Origin of the sequence: Lysobacter niastensis (assembly GCF_015453285.1) — a bacterium.
In the GTDB taxonomy this organism is placed as follows: domain Bacteria; phylum Pseudomonadota; class Gammaproteobacteria; order Xanthomonadales; family Xanthomonadaceae; genus Lysobacter_J; species Lysobacter_J niastensis.
Genome location: NZ_JADLZT010000001.1, coordinates 288573 through 304692, shown reverse-complemented (window position 1 = coordinate 304692; position 16120 = coordinate 288573). Strand labels below are relative to the sequence as shown.

The 16120-nt window shown below is 67.5% G+C and carries 20 protein-coding genes; 17 read left to right on the top strand and 3 right to left on the bottom strand.

All coding sequences use genetic code 11. From position 1 onward, the window contains the following. Nucleotides 1–108 precede the first annotated feature (108 nt). From purM to IU514_RS01355, 4 genes are read left to right on the top strand one after another with little or no spacing between them, the layout of a single operon-like run. Nucleotides 109–1128, top strand: a complete 1020-nt coding sequence (gene purM / locus IU514_RS01370) for a phosphoribosylformylglycinamidine cyclo-ligase (RefSeq protein ID WP_194929532.1) — start codon at nucleotides 109–111, stop codon at nucleotides 1126–1128. 5 nt (nucleotides 1129–1133) lie between these two features. Next, a complete protein-coding gene (gene purN / locus IU514_RS01365; RefSeq protein WP_228760397.1) occupies nucleotides 1134–1811 on the top strand; it encodes a phosphoribosylglycinamide formyltransferase in 678 nt (225 codons plus the stop codon). Further along, nucleotides 1811–2545, top strand: coding sequence for a DUF3108 domain-containing protein (locus IU514_RS01360; protein ID WP_228760396.1), 735 nt, complete (start codon nucleotides 1811–1813; stop codon nucleotides 2543–2545). Before purN ends, IU514_RS01360 begins: the two co-directional genes overlap by 1 nt. A gap of 2 nt (nucleotides 2546–2547) precedes the next feature. Next, entirely contained in the window at nucleotides 2548–3237 is a 690-nt protein-coding gene (locus IU514_RS01355; RefSeq protein WP_228760395.1) for a DUF3108 domain-containing protein, read from the top strand. A 51-nt stretch (nucleotides 3238–3288) separates the two neighbouring features. Here the strand turns inward: IU514_RS01355 and IU514_RS01350 are convergent, their stop codons facing one another. From IU514_RS01350 to IU514_RS01340, 3 genes are read right to left on the bottom strand one after another with little or no spacing between them, the layout of a single operon-like run. Next, nucleotides 3289–3606: an EF-hand domain-containing protein gene (locus IU514_RS01350; protein WP_194929267.1), complete on the bottom strand. Its 318-nt coding sequence runs from the start codon at nucleotides 3604–3606 to the stop codon at nucleotides 3289–3291. 3 nt (nucleotides 3607–3609) lie between these two features. Next, complete coding sequence (gene murA / locus IU514_RS01345) at nucleotides 3610–4899, bottom strand: UDP-N-acetylglucosamine 1-carboxyvinyltransferase (RefSeq protein ID WP_194929266.1); 1290 nt, start codon at nucleotides 4897–4899, stop codon at nucleotides 3610–3612. Between the two features lie 59 nt (nucleotides 4900–4958). Next, the gene (locus IU514_RS01340; RefSeq protein WP_194929265.1) at nucleotides 4959–5192 is read right to left on the bottom strand and encodes a BolA/IbaG family iron-sulfur metabolism protein; all 234 of its coding nucleotides are present in this window, start codon (nucleotides 5190–5192) and stop codon (nucleotides 4959–4961) included. A gap of 152 nt (nucleotides 5193–5344) precedes the next feature. On the opposite strand from IU514_RS01340, the gene IU514_RS01335 reads away from it, so the two are divergent. From IU514_RS01335 to ptsP, 13 genes are all read left to right on the top strand, one after another. Beyond that, on the top strand, nucleotides 5345–6349 hold the full coding sequence (locus IU514_RS01335) for a KpsF/GutQ family sugar-phosphate isomerase (RefSeq protein WP_194929264.1): 1005 nt from the start codon (nucleotides 5345–5347) through the stop codon (nucleotides 6347–6349). Between the two features lie 22 nt (nucleotides 6350–6371). Continuing rightward, a complete protein-coding gene (locus IU514_RS01330) occupies nucleotides 6372–6953 on the top strand; it encodes a KdsC family phosphatase (protein WP_194929263.1) in 582 nt (193 codons plus the stop codon). Beyond that, complete coding sequence (gene lptC / locus IU514_RS01325) at nucleotides 6950–7519, top strand: LPS export ABC transporter periplasmic protein LptC (protein WP_194929262.1); 570 nt, start codon at nucleotides 6950–6952, stop codon at nucleotides 7517–7519. Before IU514_RS01330 ends, lptC begins: the two co-directional genes overlap by 4 nt. Further along, the gene (gene lptA, locus IU514_RS01320; protein ID WP_194929261.1) at nucleotides 7500–8012 is read left to right on the top strand and encodes a lipopolysaccharide transport periplasmic protein LptA; all 513 of its coding nucleotides are present in this window, start codon (nucleotides 7500–7502) and stop codon (nucleotides 8010–8012) included. Before lptC ends, lptA begins: the two co-directional genes overlap by 20 nt. Continuing rightward, on the top strand, nucleotides 8012–8731 hold the full coding sequence (lptB, locus tag IU514_RS01315) for an LPS export ABC transporter ATP-binding protein (RefSeq protein ID WP_194929260.1): 720 nt from the start codon (nucleotides 8012–8014) through the stop codon (nucleotides 8729–8731). The genes lptA and lptB overlap by 1 nt, the downstream gene beginning before the upstream one ends. A gap of 103 nt (nucleotides 8732–8834) precedes the next feature. Beyond that, entirely contained in the window at nucleotides 8835–10259 is a 1425-nt protein-coding gene (locus IU514_RS01310; protein ID WP_194929259.1) for an RNA polymerase factor sigma-54, read from the top strand. 219 nt (nucleotides 10260–10478) lie between these two features. After that, nucleotides 10479–10805: a ribosome hibernation-promoting factor, HPF/YfiA family gene (gene hpf / locus IU514_RS01305; protein ID WP_194929258.1), complete on the top strand. Its 327-nt coding sequence runs from the start codon at nucleotides 10479–10481 to the stop codon at nucleotides 10803–10805. 277 nt (nucleotides 10806–11082) lie between these two features. Then, nucleotides 11083–12033 carry an HPr(Ser) kinase/phosphatase gene (gene hprK, locus IU514_RS01300; protein ID WP_194929257.1) on the top strand — a complete coding sequence of 317 codons (951 nt, stop codon included), beginning with the start codon at nucleotides 11083–11085 and terminating at the stop codon, nucleotides 12031–12033. Beyond that, on the top strand, nucleotides 12030–12911 hold the full coding sequence (rapZ, locus tag IU514_RS01295) for an RNase adapter RapZ (RefSeq protein WP_194929256.1): 882 nt from the start codon (nucleotides 12030–12032) through the stop codon (nucleotides 12909–12911). The genes hprK and rapZ overlap by 4 nt, the downstream gene beginning before the upstream one ends. A gap of 305 nt (nucleotides 12912–13216) precedes the next feature. After that, complete coding sequence (locus IU514_RS01290) at nucleotides 13217–13555, top strand: hypothetical protein (RefSeq protein ID WP_194929255.1); 339 nt, start codon at nucleotides 13217–13219, stop codon at nucleotides 13553–13555. Nucleotides 13556–13667: 112 nt separating this feature from the next. Beyond that, on the top strand, nucleotides 13668–14060 hold the full coding sequence (locus IU514_RS01285; protein WP_194929254.1) for a PTS sugar transporter subunit IIA: 393 nt from the start codon (nucleotides 13668–13670) through the stop codon (nucleotides 14058–14060). A gap of 51 nt (nucleotides 14061–14111) precedes the next feature. Next, a complete protein-coding gene (locus IU514_RS01280; protein WP_194929253.1) occupies nucleotides 14112–14381 on the top strand; it encodes an HPr family phosphocarrier protein in 270 nt (89 codons plus the stop codon). A gap of 19 nt (nucleotides 14382–14400) precedes the next feature. Next, nucleotides 14401–16119, top strand: a complete 1719-nt coding sequence (ptsP, locus tag IU514_RS01275; RefSeq protein WP_194929252.1) for a phosphoenolpyruvate--protein phosphotransferase — start codon at nucleotides 14401–14403, stop codon at nucleotides 16117–16119. Nucleotide 16120 lies beyond the last annotated feature (1 nt).

Sequence of the window (16120 nt, the reverse complement as noted above, 5' to 3'; positions counted from 1 at the left end):
CCGGCACGTCCATTCGAGGCCGTCACGACTGGTAAAATCGCCGTCTTCATCTCTTCCGCGACCGCCGAGGCCGCCGTGACCCAGCCTACCTCCCCCACTCCCGCCCCGATGACGTACCGCGACGCCGGTGTCGACATCGACGCGGGCAACGAAGTCGTCGAGCGCATCAAGCCTGCCATCAGGCGCACCCTTCGCCCCGAGGTGCTCGGCGGCGGCATCGGCGGCTTCGGCGGGCTGTTCGACCTGTCGGGCAAGTACAAGGAGCCGGTGATGGTCTCCGGCACCGACGGCGTGGGCACCAAGCTGATCCTCGCCAAACAGTTGAACCGCCACGACACCATCGGCATCGACCTCGTGGCCATGTGCGTCAACGACGTGCTGGTGCAGGGCGCCGAGCCGCTGTTCTTCCTCGACTACTTCGCCACCGGCAAGCTCGATGTCGACACCACCGTCGACGTGGTCGGCGGCATCGCCAAGGGCTGCGAGATCGCCGGCTGCGCGCTGATCGGCGGCGAAACCGCCGAGATGCCCGACATGTATCCGCCGGGCGAGTACGACCTGGCCGGCTTCACCGTCGGCGCGGTCGAGAAGGCCCGGCTGATCGACGGCAGCCGCGTGCGCGAGGGCGACGTGCTGATCGGCATCGCCTCCAGCGGCCCGCATTCCAACGGCTATTCGCTGATCCGCAAGATCCTGGCGCGTGCCGGCAACCCGCTTGACCTCGACCTCGGCGGCGTGAAGCTGGCCGACGCGCTGATGGAGCCCACGCGCATCTACGTCAAGCCGGTGCTGGAACTGCTGGCCCGGCACGACATCCATGCGATGGCCCACGTCACCGGCGGCGCGCTGGTGGAGAAGATCATCCGCGTCGTGCCCAAGCCCCTCGGCCTGGAGATCGACACCTCGTCCTGGCCGCTGCCGGCGGTGTTCGACTGGCTGCAGCGTGAGGGCAACGTGCCACGCGAAGAAATGTGGCGCACCTTCAATTGCGGCATCGGCTTCGTGCTGATGGTGGCTCCGGGCGACGTGGCCGCCGTCAACGCTGACCTCGACCGGCTCGGCCTGGCGCATTGGCAGATCGGACAGGTCGCGCCGGCCGGCACCGGCGAACGCCTGCGCATCGGCTGATCGCGATGTTCCGGATCGCGGTGCTGGCGTCCGGGCGCGGCACCAACCTGCGGGCGCTGATCGCGGCCATCGCCGCGAACCGGCTGGATGCCCGCATCGCGGGCGTCTTTTCCGACCGTTCGAGCGCCGGCGCACTGGCGCTGGCCGCCGCAGGGGGGATCCCGGCCAAGGCGCTTTCCCCGCGCGGATTCGAAACGCGCCTGGCCTACGATGAAGCCCTGTTCAGCCTCATCGAAGGCGTTCAGCCCGATCTCATCGTCTGTGCCGGATATATGCGGCTGCTGAGCGAACACGTAGTCGATGCCCGCCGCGGCCGCATGATCAATATCCACCCGTCCCTCCTGCCCGCGTTCAAGGGCCTGCACACGCACCGCCAGGCCCTGGATGCCGGCGCGACGGTGCACGGCGCCAGCGTCCATTTCGTCACGCCGGAACTGGATGGCGGCCCGGTGATCTCCCAGGCCACCATTCCGGTACTGCCCGGCGACGACGAGGAAGCGCTGGCGGCCCGCGTGCTGACCCGTGAGCACCCGCTGCTGGTCGACACGGTCGGCCTGATCTGCGCCGGGCGCGTCGCGCTGTCCGGCCGGGGCCAGGTGATGTTCGACAGCGCCGAACTGCACGCCCCGCTGTCGCTGGGCGACGATGACCGCCTCCGGATACCGCAACGAGACACCGCTTGATGACCCGTACCCTGATGACCTGCGTCCGGATGCCCGCGGCATTCCTCGCCTCCGGCCTGGCATTGGCCTGCAGCCTCCCGGCGCAGGCGCTCGAACCCTTCATCGCCCACTACCAGGTCTTCAATGGCGGCAAGGAGATGGGCGATGCCACGATGCAGGTGGTGCGCAACGATGCCCGCCGCTGGCGCGTCGACCTTGGCATCCACGGCACCACCGGCCTAATGGGCCTGGCCGGCGTGAATGGCGAGCAGAGCACCGTGTTCGACCTGGTGGGCGATACCTACCGCCCGCTGAGCCAGGGCACGGTCAAGAAGGCCGTGTTCACGAAGCGCCAGACCATCGGCGTCTACGATTGGCGCGCGCTGACGGCACGCTGGCAGGGCGACATCAAGGAAAGCCGCCAGAAGCCGGTTCCGATCCAGTCCGGCGACATGAGCGGGCTGCTGATCAATCTGGCGGTGATCCGCGACGCGCAGCCGGGCAAGACGCTGCAATACCGTTTCGTCGACAACGGCCGCGTGCGCCCGCACCAGTATGTGGTCGCCACGGAATCGGAAGGCGTGAAGATCGGCGACATGAGCTTCAGCGCGATGCGCGTCAACCGCGTACAAAGTGGCAACGAGGAAACCGTGATCTGGGTGGTGGAAGGTGTACCGACGCCGGTGCGCATCCTGCAACGCGAGAACGGCCAAGACACCTACGACCTGCGACTGGTCGAGTACAAGGGAGCCTGACGATGTCCACGAAAAACACCCCCATGCTTCGTCGCGCGTTCGCCGCGGCGGCGCTCGCCGTCGCCAGCCTGCCGGCGCTGGCCGTCCAGCCTTTCACGGCGGATTACCAGGCCAACTACATGGGCATGCAGGGCAGCGGCCGCATGGTCCTGGCCTCGGCCGGCGCCAACAAGTGGAAGTACACCCTCGACATCAACAGCCCGCTGGCGACGCTGAGCCAGTCGACCGTGTTCGAGGAGAACGGCGGGCAGTGGCGGCCGCTGTCGGGCAACGACTCGACCAACGTACTGACCAAGAAGACCACCAAGATCGCGACCTACGACTGGTCGCGCGGCGTCGCCAGCTGGACCGGCGACGTAAAGCCGGAGCGCGCCGGTCCGATCAAGCTTGAGCCAGGCGACCTCGATGCGCTGCTGATCAACCTGGCCATCGTCCGCGACGTCGTCGCCGGCAAGCCGATGAACTACCGCATGGTCGAGGACGGCCGCGTCAAGCAGCTCAACTACACGGTCGCCGGCAAGGAGTCGATCACCATCGACGGCAAGGCGCAGCAGGCGACCAAGGTCGTCAGCTCGTCCGGCAACAAGCAGACCATCGCCTGGGTGGTGGCCGGGATGCCGGTGCCTGCGCGCATCCTGCAGCGCAAGGACGGCGCGGATGAAATCGATCTGCGCGTCCAGTCCACGCGCTGACGCCCGCCAACCGCCCCACGAAAAAGCCCCGCATCGCGGGGCTTTTTTGTATCACTTGTCCGGAGTTGCCGGCTTCACCACCGTTCGGCAATCGACCCGGATCGTGCTGTCATCGCGCCGCCAGGCATAGGTGCTGCATTCGCGAGGGCCGTCGACGGTCTTGTGCACGACCACGGCGTATATCGACTGCAGCCACTCTTCCATGCCGGCTTTGCCGTCACCGTTCCAGTCCATTTCCTTCAGCGGCATGCCGCGCGTACCGGCGGCACCGGTGAAATGCAGCCAGCCCACCAGCAGTAGCAATGCGGCGAACACGCCGAGCACGATGCGGCGGCGCGGCGTGAATCGCGACGAACGGGAGGTCTTCATGCATCAGGCGATGCGGCGGATCCTGGCACCGAGTCCCGACAGCTTCTCCTCGATGTTTTCGTAGCCGCGGTCGAGGTGGTAGATGCGGTCGATCGTGGTCTGCCCGTCAGCGACCAGGCCGGCCAGGATCAGCGAAGCCGACGCGCGCAGGTCCGTCGCCATCACCGGGGCGCCGCTGAGCTGCTCGACGCCGCGAATGATCGCGGTGTGTCCTTCGACACGGATGTCGGCACCCAGGCGCAGCAACTCCTGCACGTGCATGAAGCGGTTCTCGAAGATCGTCTCGTTGATCACGCCGACGCCATCGGCGATGCAGTTCATCGCCATGAACTGCGCCTGCATGTCGGTCGGGAAGGCCGGGTGCGGCGCCGTGGTCAGGTTGACGGCCTTCGGGCGGCGGCCCTGCATGTCGAGGGTGATGCGATCGCCCTCGACCGTGATCTCGCCACCGGCATCGCGCAGCTTGTCGAGCACGGCATCGAGCGTGTCGGCACGGCTGCGGCGCACGGTGACGCGGCCGCCAGTCATGGCCGCCGCGACCAGAAAGGTACCGGTCTCGATGCGGTCCGGCAGCACGTCATGGTGCCCGCCGTGCAGGCGTTCGACGCCGTGCACGACGATGCGGCCGCTGCCGGCATGCTCGATCTGCGCGCCGAGCGCGTTGAGGCAGTCGGCGAGGTCGACGACCTCCGGCTCCATCGCCGCGTTCTCCAGCACGCTGGTGCCCTCGGCGAGCGCGGCGGCCATCATCACGTTCTCGGTGCCGGTCACGCTGACCACGTCGAAGACGAAGCGCGCGCCCTTCAGGCGACCGTTGCGGCGGGCCTTGATGAAACCGTGGTCGACGCTGATCTCGGCGCCGAGCGCCTGCAGTCCCTTGATGTGCTGGTCGACCGGACGCGATCCGATGGCGCAGCCGCCCGGCAGCGACACCTCGGCCTCGCCGTACTTGGCCAGCAGCGGGCCCAGCACGAGGATCGAGGCGCGCATCGTCTTGACCAGCTCGTAGGGCGCGATGTGGCTGCGCACCGTGCGCGGATCGACCGTGATGCCGCGACCGCGGCCGGGCTTGCCGTCGCCGGCCGTGCCCTCGTCGACCTGGATGCCCGCGCCCAGTTCGCCCAGCAGGCGCGCCGTGGTCACAACGTCGTGCAGGTGCGGAACGTTGCTGATCGCCACCGGCTCATCGGCCAGCAGCGTCGCGCACAGGATCGGCAGCACGGCGTTCTTGGCGCCGGAGATCTGCACCTCGCCGTTCAGTACGGCGCCGCCCTCAACAACAATCTTCTGCATCGTAATTCCCGGTGGTGTTGGTTCGCGCCGGGCCGAGGCCCGCACGCGATGTCGTGGCGTCAGCGCGCGGCTTCTTCCGGCGTCAGCGTCTTCAGCGCCAGCGCGTGGATCTCGCCGCCCATGCGCTCGCCGAGCGTGGCGTAGACCATGCGGTGACGGGCCAGCGGCAGCTTGCCGCGGAAGGCCTCGGCGACCACGGTGGCCTCGAAATGCACCCCATCGTCGCCCTGTACCTGCGCCTGGGCGCCGGGCAAGCCCTGTTCGATCAGATGTCGGATGGTGTCGGCATTCACTTGCAACGGCCTCGCATTGGATGCGCAACGCGCAGCGCAGCTGCGTCATCGCGCGGTCGTGGGATCAGCCGCCGCTGGACGCCGGCGGGCTTTTCGCGGATGAACCGCATAGAATTGGCCAATTAGCCTAACGGAAAGGCCTCCGGTCCGAAATGGCAACCGCCCCCATTCCACCCGTTGACGACTCTGCTGCCGGCCTGACCGCCAGCGGACGCCGCGTGTTCGAGATCGAAGCCCAGGCCCTGGCCACGGTGGCCGGGCGCATCGGCGACGATTTCACCGAAGCCTGCCGGCTGATGCTGGCGGCCCGCGGCCGCGTGGTCTGCACCGGCATGGGCAAGTCCGGCCATATCGCCCGCAAGATCGCCGCGACGCTGGCCTCGACCGGCACGCCAGCTTTCTACGTGCACCCCGGCGAGGCCGCCCATGGCGACCTCGGCATGATCACCGACACCGACGTCGTGCTCGCCCTGTCCTACTCCGGCGAGAGCGACGAGATCCTGTTGCTGCTGCCGGTGCTGCGGCGCCAGGGCAACAAGCTGATCGCGATGACCGGCCGGCCGAAGTCGTCGCTGGCACGCGAGGCCGACGTGCACCTGGACGTCAGCGTGCCGGCCGAGGCCTGCCCGCTGGCTTTGGCACCGACTTCCAGCACGACTGCATCGCTGGCGATGGGCGACGCGCTCGCAGTCGCGCTCCTCGACGCGCGCGGCTTCACCGCCGACGACTTCGCCCGTTCGCATCCCGCTGGCGCGCTCGGCCGGCGCCTGCTGTTGCACATCAGCGACATCATGCATGCCGGAGACGACGTGCCGCGCGTCACCGCCGACGCCAGCATCAGCGAAACCCTCGTGGAGATGAGCCGCAAGCGGCTGGGGATGACGGCGATCGTCGACGACGACAACCGCCTGCTCGGCCTCTACACCGACGGCGACCTGCGACGCACGCTCGACGACCATACCTTCGACGTGCGCAACACCCGCATCGTCGAGGTGATGACGCGCTCGCCCAAGACCATCGGTTCGCATGCGCTGGCGGTGGAAGCGGCGCAACTGATGGAAGCGAACAAGATCAGCGGCCTGATCGTCATCGATGCCGAGCATCGCGTCGTCGGCGCCCTCAACATTCACGACCTGTTGCGTGCACGGGTGGTGTGATCGCCCGATGCCGCCTGCCGACATGCCTTACTCGCACCTCAACGACTATCCCGCCGACATTCGCGAACGCGCCGCGCGCATCCGACTGGCGTGCTTCGACGTGGACGGAACGCTGACCGACGGCCGCCTGTTCTTCGACAGCGAAGGCCGCGAACTCAAGGCGTTCAACGTGCACGACGGCCAAGGCCTGGTGCTGCTGCGCAAGAGCGGCATCACGGTCGCTTTCGTCACCGCGCGCGCCAGCATCGTGGCGCAGCAGCGCGCGGCCGATCTCGGTATCGCCGAGGTGCATATCGGCGTCGGCGACAAGCTGGCCTGCGTTCGCGAGATCGCCGCGCGACTCGGCCTGGGCATGGACGAGGTCGCCTTCATGGGCGACGACCTGCCCGATCTGCGCGTGATGCTGCACTGCGGTTTTTCGGTGGCACCGGCCGACGCTCACCGCTGGGTCGGTGAACGCGTGCACTGGCGCACCGGCCAGCGTGCCGGCCACGGCGCCGCCCGCGAGTTCTGCGACCTGTTGCTCGCGGCGCAGGGCCATGCCGAGGCGTTGCTGGCCGACGTCAGCCGGACCGAAGGCACCCGCATCGAGGGCAATGCATGAGCTGGCGCGGCATCGCCACCGTGCTGCTGCTGATCGCCGCGCTCCTCACCGGATGGGTGCGTTGGCTGCAGCGCGACAAGGAACAGGGCCAGTCCCATGCGCAGCGGCGTCCCGACTATGTGCTGAGCGATTTCGAACTCGTCGCGCTGGACAAGAAGGGCCAGGAGTCCTTCACGCTGAGCGCCCCGCGGCTGGAGCGGGACCCGGACGCGAAGACGATGACCATCGCCACGCCGCTGTTCGTGATCCCGCCCACGCCGGGCTCTCAGGACAAGCCGTGGGAGGTGCGTGCCAGGACGGGCTGGGTCAGCCCCGAGGGCAAGGAACTGCGCCTGCGCGGCCAGGTCACGGCGAACAACACCAACCGGTCGGGCAAGGCGGTCAGCATGGAGACCGAGGAGCTCAATGTCTTCCCGGACGAAAAGCGTGCCACCTCGAATGCGCCGATCACCGTCCGGCAGCCGGGCTTTACACTTAACGGCCGGGGCCTCGATGCCGACCTCAAGGCCAACAACATTGCCCTCAAATCCGACATCAAGGGTCGATATGAACGTACTCCCCGCTAGCCTGCTGGGCCTGGCGCTGATCGCGGCGTCACTGGTTCCCATGCCGGCGCTGGCGCGCTCGTCGGACCGGAACCAGCCGATGGACATCGATGCCGGCCATTCCGATTACTCGCTCGACGACAGCCGCCCGACCGTGCTCAGCGGCGGCGTGATCATCACGCAGGGGAGCCTCGACATCCGTTCCTCGACGGCCACCATCACCCAGCAGGGTGGCGAGCCCGTGCGCGCCGTCCTGACCGGGGGCCCGGTCAAGATGAAGCAGCAGCTCGACAATGGCGCCCCCTTCAGTGCCGAGGCCAGCAAGGTCGACTATGACCTCAAGGCCGAGGTCGTCGTGTTCACCGGCAAGGTGACCATCCAGGAGCCGCGCGGCACCCTCAATGGCGAGCGCGTGGTCTACAACATGAAGACCAGCCAGGTCACCAGCGGCGGCGAAGGTGCCGGGCGCGTCAAGATGCGCATCCAGCCCAAGACCGGCCAGGGGGGCGGCTGATGCTGGTCGCACAGGGGCTGCGCAAGGCCTACCGTGCGCGCCAGGTGGTCAAGGACTTCGGCCTGACCCTGGATGCCGGCGAAGTGGTCGGACTGCTGGGCCCGAATGGCGCCGGCAAGACCACCTGCTTCTACATGATCGTCGGCCTGGTGCCGGCCGATGCAGGCCAGATCGTGCTGGACGGCAAGGACATCACCTCCGAGCCGATGTACGCGCGAGCCAAGTACGGCGTCGGCTACCTGCCGCAGGAACCGTCGGTGTTCCGCAAGCTCAGCGTGGCCGACAACATCCGCCTGGTGCTTGAACTGCGCGAGGACCTGGACCGGGCCGGCCGCGAGCGGGAGCTCAACAGCCTGCTCGACGAACTCCAGATCACCCATGTCGCCGACCAGATCGGTGCCAGCCTGTCGGGCGGCGAACGCCGCCGTGTCGAGATCGCGCGTGCGCTGGCCGGCAAGCCGCGGCTGATGCTGCTCGACGAACCCTTCGCCGGCGTCGACCCGATTTCGGTCGGCGAGATCCAGCGAATCGTGCGCCATCTCAAGAATCGCGGCATCGGCGTCCTGATCACCGATCACAACGTTCGCGAAACCTTGGGTATCTGCGATCGGGCGTATATTCTCAGCGAAGGCAGCGTGCTCGCGCAGGGGGCTCCGGACGCGCTGCTGGCCAACCCCGACGTGCGGCGCGTGTATCTGGGCGAAACCTTCCGTCTGTAGTCTCGGGCTATTGCCAGGGCGGCTTCGCCAAATGCTCGCGCAGCAGCACGGTCGTCGGGCGTTTGCGGCCGCCGCCCACGCAAGCTCGCGTTAGATGACGACAATGAAGCCCCGTCTCCAAGCCGCACTAGGACAACATCTGGTGATGACGCCGCAGTTGCGGCAGGCGATCCGCCTGCTGCAGTTGTCCGCGATCGAACTGGAGGCGGAGCTCACCAACGCGGTCGAGACCAACCCCCTGCTGGACTGGGCCGATCCGTCGATCGGCAGCATCTCGGCCGATGACGTGCCGCATCCGCCCATCGAGGATGGCGGCGACGGTGGCGAGCCGAATGCGCCGGAAGTCGACTGGAACAGCAAGGACGGCGACACGTGGTATGAGCGCCTCGGGCCGTCCGACCGCGACGATGACATCCCGATGGCTGAACAGGTCGCCGAGGCCGACACGCTTCACGACCACCTGCTATGGCAGTTGCACCTGAGCCCGTTGTCGCATCGCGATCGCCAGATCGGCGTCGCCCTGATCGAGGCCATCGATGACGACGGCTACATGCGCCAGCCGCTGGATGCCATCCTCGATTCGCTGAAGCCGCAGGTCGAGGCCAGCCTGGACGAGGTCCTGACCGTGCTCCACCAAGTCCAGCGCTTCGATCCTGTGGGCGCAGGTGCCCGTACGGTCGGCGAGTGCCTGACCGTGCAGCTGGAACAGTTGCCGGATGACACCCCCGGCCGGACGCTGGCGAGGATGCTGGCCAGCGACTCGCTCGACCGCCTGCCGCGCATCGGCATCGCCGGCCTGGCCGCCGAGCTGAAGCGCGATCCGAATGAAGTCGAGACCGCTGTCCACCTGCTGAGGTCGCTCGACCCCCGCCCCGGTGCTCAGATCGGCGCCATCGGCAGCGACACCTACATCGCGCCGGATGTCGTCATCTGGCGCCAGCACGGGATGTGGCGGGTGACCCTGGCCCAGAACATGCGCCCGCGCGTGGCCATCCACCGCGGCTACGAAGGCATGATCCGCCATGCCAGCCCGTCGGACGCTAGCTACCTGCGCGGCCACCTGCAGGAGGCGCGCTGGCTGCTCAAGAGCCTGGAAGCGCGGGGCGACACTCTGCTGAAAGTCGCACGTTGCCTGATCCGGCAGCAGGCCTCCTTCCTCGAGTTCGGCGATGGCGCGCTGCGCCCGCTGACGTTGCGCGAAGTGGCCGCCGAAGTGGGCCTGCACGAGTCCACCGTGTCGCGCGCGATCGCACGCAAGTACGCACGTACGCCGCGTGGCACGGTTCCGCTGCGCGCGTTCTTCGCGTCCGGCATCGAGACCGGCACCGGCGGCGAGACCTCGAGCACCGCCATCCAGTCCATGATCCGCCAGCTCATCGAAGCAGAGAATCCACGCAAGCCGTTGTCGGATGCGCGTCTGGCCGAAACCCTGAAAGCGACTGGTGTACCGGTGGCACGACGCACCGTTGCGAAGTATCGTGAGGCCATGAGCATCCCGTCGTCGCAGGACCGGGTGCGGATCGGCTGAAACACACAGGCATCACGTTTAACGCGTTGCATCCGAAAACATCACATTGATGAATCCGCAGGGAGGACAAGAGCGTCGATCCTGACGCGGCGGTCAGCACCAGCCGCGCAATCTGCGATACAGCACGCTGTTCCGCGACGCCTACGGCGTGCGATGCTGGAACCCTGGACCACGTCCAGGTGTCATAAAAATTCCGTCGCGACGTTCAGGAGGTCTCCGATGCGCATCGAAACCTACGGCCAGCAGATTGAAGTCACCCCGGCCCTGCGTGACTACATGGAAACAAAGCTGGCGCGACTGCAACGCCATTTCGACCAACCCTTCGACGTCCGCACGCAACTCAGTCTCGACAAGCCCGACCACCGCGCCGAGGCCACCGTCGTTCTCTCCGGGCGCACACTCCACTGCGATGCCTCCGGCATGGACATGTATGCCGCCATCGACCTGCTCGCCGACAAACTCGATCGCCTGCTGATGAAGCACAAGACCAAGCTCGTCGACCATCATCGTGGCGAGAGCGTGGCGCGCAGCGGCCAGTTCGGCTGATCACGACACCGTCTGCCCGGCCCCGACGGCCGGATACCCGAATACCCATGCTGGCCGGCGGTCGTGGACCGCCGGCCAGTTCGTTTTCCGACCCAGGATCTGCTGCCGCCGGCAGGCCGCCAGAGGCCGCACTTGCACCCGACCGCACAAGTCGCGGAGCATTCCGCCGGCCGGATGACCATAGGACCGGCATGGGGACCGCAGGATGGCGGACGGACCAGAGAACATTCGGCCGGACTATGCTCCGGCCCAACGACGGCAGATCGAGATCAATGCAATGAATGCCCGCATCAGCGCGCGCGAACTGTACGAGCAGCAACGCGAACGCCTGTCCTTGCGTTGGCTGGCCGGCCGCAGGGGCGAAGAGCGCGTGCTCGAAGCGGTCGACACCGTCGCTCGCCGCCCGTCGCTGGCGGGCTATCTCAACGCCGTCTATCCCAACAAGGTGCAGATCCTCGGCACCGAGGAACTGACCTGGCTCGACGCGCTGGATTCGCGCATGCGCTGGGAGACGATCGAGAAGATCATCCAGTTCCGGCCGCTGGCGCTGGTCATCAGCAAGGACCAGGTCTGCCCCGAGGACCTGCGCCGCGCCGCCGAGGAAAGCGACACGCCACTGTGGATATCGCCAAGGAGAGGCCATGAGCTGCTCAACCACCTGCAGTACCACCTGGCACGCACGCTGGCGCCACGCGTGACCCTGCATGGCGTCTTCATGGAGATCTACTCGATCGGCGTGCTGATCACCGGCGAAGCCGGCTCGGGCAAGAGCGAGTTGGCGCTTGAACTGGTGACGCGCGGGCACCGGCTGGTCGCCGATGACGCGCCGGAGTTCACCCAGATCGCGCCCGACGTGCTCGACGGCACCTGCCCCGAACTGATCCAGGACCTGCTGGAAGTGCGCGGCCTGGGCGTGCTCAACATCCGCCAGATGTTCGGCGACACCGCCGTCAAGAAGAACAAGTACCTGCGCCTGATCGTGCACCTGACGCGTCCGCACCTGGAGCCCCAGCCCAGCGGCATGGAGCGGCTCACCGGCGACCTCGGCGCGCGACGCGTGCTCGACCTCGACGTACCGACGATCACCCTGCCCGTGATGCCCGGTCGCAACCTGGCGGTGCTGACCGAGGCTGCGACGCGCACGCACATCCTGCGGGCCAAGGGCGTCGACCCGGCCGCGGCCTTCATGGCAAGACACAGCCACTTCCTGGAGCGCGGCACTCCGTGACCAACACCAGCCATCCCCCCACCCTCGTCATCGTCAGTGGCATGTCCGGCTCGGGCAAGTCGGTGGCGCTCAAGACCTTCGAGGACCTGGGCTTCTACTGCGTGGACAACCTCCCAGTGGAACTGCTGCCGCAGTTCGTCAGCAACGTGCTCGAGGCCGACGACATCGCACCGAAGCTGGCGGTCGGCATCGACGTGCGCAATCGCCACAGCGACCTCAGCGCCGTGCCGGAATCGCTCTCGGCGGTCGGCAAGCTCGGCCTCGATCCGCAGATGGTGTTCTTCGACGCCCACGACGATGCGCTGCTCAAGCGCTATGCGGACACGCGCCGCCGTCACCCGTTGAGCCACCTCGGCCTGGCGCTGGCCGATGCCATCTCACTGGAACGCCAGGTACTCAAGCCGCTGCGCCAGCTCGCCGACGAAGTGGTCGACACCAGCCGGCTGAACGTCCACCAGTTGCGCCGCCAGATCATTTCCGACTATGGCAACGAGGGCGACGCGACCATCTCGCTGCTGTTCGAGTCCTTCGCCTATCGCCGCGGCGTGCCGCGCGACGCCGACTTCGTGTTCGACGCGCGCTGCCTGCCCAACCCGCACTGGGAACCTAGCCTGCGCCCGCTGTCAGGCCGTGATGCCGGCGTGCGCGAATACCTGGAAGCGCAGGCGGACGTGCAGCGCTTCGTCGCGCAGATCAGCGAGTTCCTCGACACCTGGCTGCCGCGCCTGCGCGAGGACAACACCCGCAGTTACGTCACCGTAGCGTTCGGTTGCACGGGCGGCCGCCATCGCTCCGTGTACCTCGCCGAGCGGATGGCCGAGCACGCGCGCGAACACGGCTGGGACGAAGTGGCCGTGCATCACCGCGAACTCGACTAAGGCAGCACCGCCTTCGCGACAAGCCGGGCCTGCAACGCCTGTGACGATGGCGTCATGGGATGGCCTGCGTTCGATAAACCCCTCCTGACCCTGCTTCCAGGCCGGCCACCCTGGCAACGAAACCTTTCCAAGGACGTTGCGCGCGGCTTCGTGCCGCCGGCCTACGGTCGAACTGCGTCGTGATCGTACGCGTCTGCCTGGAGGAAAAAGACTCACACGAAGGACTCCACTACGAAGTACTGAGCCAATCGGCCCGCATCGACCGACGCCATCGTCGTCCGATGCCGCCGAAAGGAGCGCGAACCATGAAATCCAGGATTCATCCTGTGTGGTCGGGTCCACTCACCTTGGCGATGCTGCTGGGCATCACCGCCGTAGCCGGCTGCAAGAAGGAGGAAACCGTCATCACACCGGAGACGACCACGCCGGTGACCGAGGCGCCGCCTCCGGTAGAGACTCCGCCTCCTGCGACCGAGACCCCGCCACCCGCCACCACCGAGGGACCGCCGGCCACTTCAGAGGCACCGCCTGCCACTTCGGCCGAGGCGCCGATGACGTCACCGCCCGCACAGACACCTCCGCCGGTGGAAACCCCGGAACCGGAGGCGAAGAAGGACCAGCCCCCGACACAGCCAGGTCACTGACCGGGCAACATCGCGGATCACGTGGGCAGCCAAACGGCTGCCCACGTCGTGTCTGGCGGCAAGGCGCTGCCGGTGCTTCCGAGCCGTAACCCGCGTCTGTTAAGTTGGCGGCATGGCCGTCGGCATCCTACTGATCACCCACGAAGGCATCGGCAACTCGCTGGTGGCGGTCGCGCAGCGCCTGCTGCGGACACTGCCGCTGCGCGTTGAGGCGATGGAAGTGCCGTTCGACGGCGACCCGGACAGCCTGCTCCCCCAGGCCAGCGCCGCGCTTCGGCGCGTCGATGGCGGCCAGGGCGTGCTGGTGCTGACCGACCTCTACGGGTCGACGCCAAGCAACCTGGCAGCCAAGGTCGCGCGGCTCGGCACGCCCGTACGCCGGGTATCGGCGCTGAGCCTGCCGATGCTGCTGCGGGTATTGAACTACGCAGAACTCGAGCTCGACGAACTGCCGGCGGTAGCCGCTGCCGGTACGCGCAATGGCGTGATCATCGATGAGGCATGAGGACGCGACACTGGATGAAGGCGTGCAGGAGACGGGATTGAGGGCACCACGATGATCGAACGCGAACTGACCGTCAGCAATCGCCTGGGTTTGCATGCGCGCGCCACTGCCAAGCTGGTGCAGGTGCTGGCGGCCTTCCGCAGCAACGTAACGCTTACCGCCAAGGGGCGTGAGATCAACGCCAAGAGCATCATGGGCGTGATGCTGCTGGCCGCCGGCCAGGGCACGCCGGTCAAGCTGCGCGTCGAAGGCGAGGACGAGGCCGCCGCGGCCGATGCCGTGATCGCGCTGTTCGATCGCCGCTTCGACGAAGACATCTGACCTCCGGCAGGGACGATCCATGAGACAGGAGTTCATCGGACACGGCGCGTCGCGCGGCAGCGCGCTAGGCCGTGCCCGTGTGCGCCTGCCACATGCGCTGGAGGTCGTCGAGGAGCGGATACCGAGGTCGGCCGCGGAGGCCGAGATCGCACGCCTGCACGATGCGATCGCCCATGTCCGCGGCGAGATGCATGCCTTGCGCGAGCGCCTCCACGGTGCCCTCGCGCACGAAGTCGGCGAGTTCCTCGACCTGCACACGTTGCTGCTCGACGACCCGGAGCTGCTGCAGGGCCTGGACGAGCTGATCCGCAAGGGCCTCTATAGAGCCGATTACGCGCTGCGCCTGCAGCGCGACCGCATCGCGTCGGTGTTCGACACGCTCGACGACGCCTACTTCCGCAGCCGCATCGAGGATGTCGACCAGGTCATCGGACGCATCCACGCCGCGCTGCACCGGCACGACGCCAACGTCCAGGGCGTCGCTGGCGAAATCCTGGTCACCGACAGCATCGCCCCCGCCGAGCTGGCGCAGTTGCAGGCGCAGGGCGTGATGGCGATCGTTACCACGTCGGGTAGCACGCTCTCGCACAGCGCGATCCTCGCGCGCAGCCTGCACCTGCCGTTGGTCGTCGGCGCCTCGCTCGCGATGCAGCGGATCAACGACGGCGACGTGCTGGCCGTCGATGGCGGCAGCGGCCGCGTGGTGGTCGAACCCGACGCCGGCGACCTGCGCGCGCACCGTGCGCGGATGCGCGAGCTCGCGCGCGAGCGCAAGCAGCTGCACCGGCTGCGCCGCGAGCCGTCGCGCACGCTCGATGGCATCGACATCAAACTCTACGCCAATGCCGAGTCGCGCGAGGATGTGGCCGAAGCGCATGCCCTAGGCGCCGCCGGCGTTGGCCTGTATCGCACCGAGTTCCTGTTCCTGCAGCGCCACGAACTACCGGACGAGGACGAGCAGTTCCGCGTGTATCGCGACGTCGTGCTCGGCATGACCGGCCGCGCGGTGACGATCCGCACCCTCGACCTCGGCGCCGACAAGGCCGACCGCACCGGCTTGGCCTTGCGCGACGAGCCCAATCCCGCGCTGGGCCTGCGCGGCGTGCGCCTCTCGCTGGCGCGCGATGGCCTTCTGGACACGCAGCTGCGCGCCCTGGTGCGCGCGTCCGGCTACGGCCCGCTGCGGATCCTGCTGCCGATGGTCAGCTCGCGCGAGGAGATCCGTACCGTGCGCGCTCGCCTCAATCGTGTGATTGAGGAAGTGCGCGCTCAGGGCCACGAGGTTGCCGATCAGATTCCGCTGGGCGCGATGATCGAAGTCCCGGCAGCGGCGATCGCCCTGCCCAGCTTCATCGGCAGCGTCGACTTCCTCTCGATCGGCACCAACGACCTGGTCCAGTACCTGCTCGCGGCCGACCGCAACAACGAAGCCCTCGGCGAGCTCTACACGCCGCTCCACCCGGCCGTGCTGCGCATGCTGAGCAGCGTGATCAAGCTGGGCCACAAGCGCGGAAAGCCGGTCGCGGTGTGCGGGGAAATGGCCGGCGACGCGCACTTCGCGCCGCTGCTGCTGGCCTTGGGACTGATGGAGTTCAGCCTGCACCCGGCCACGCTGCTGGAACTCCGGCGCAGCATCCGCGCCTGCGATCTGTCGCAACTGCAGGCAAATGCCAAGGGCCTGCTTCGCGCGAGGGACCGCGCTTCGATCGAACAGTGGCTGCGCGATAACACGCCTTAGA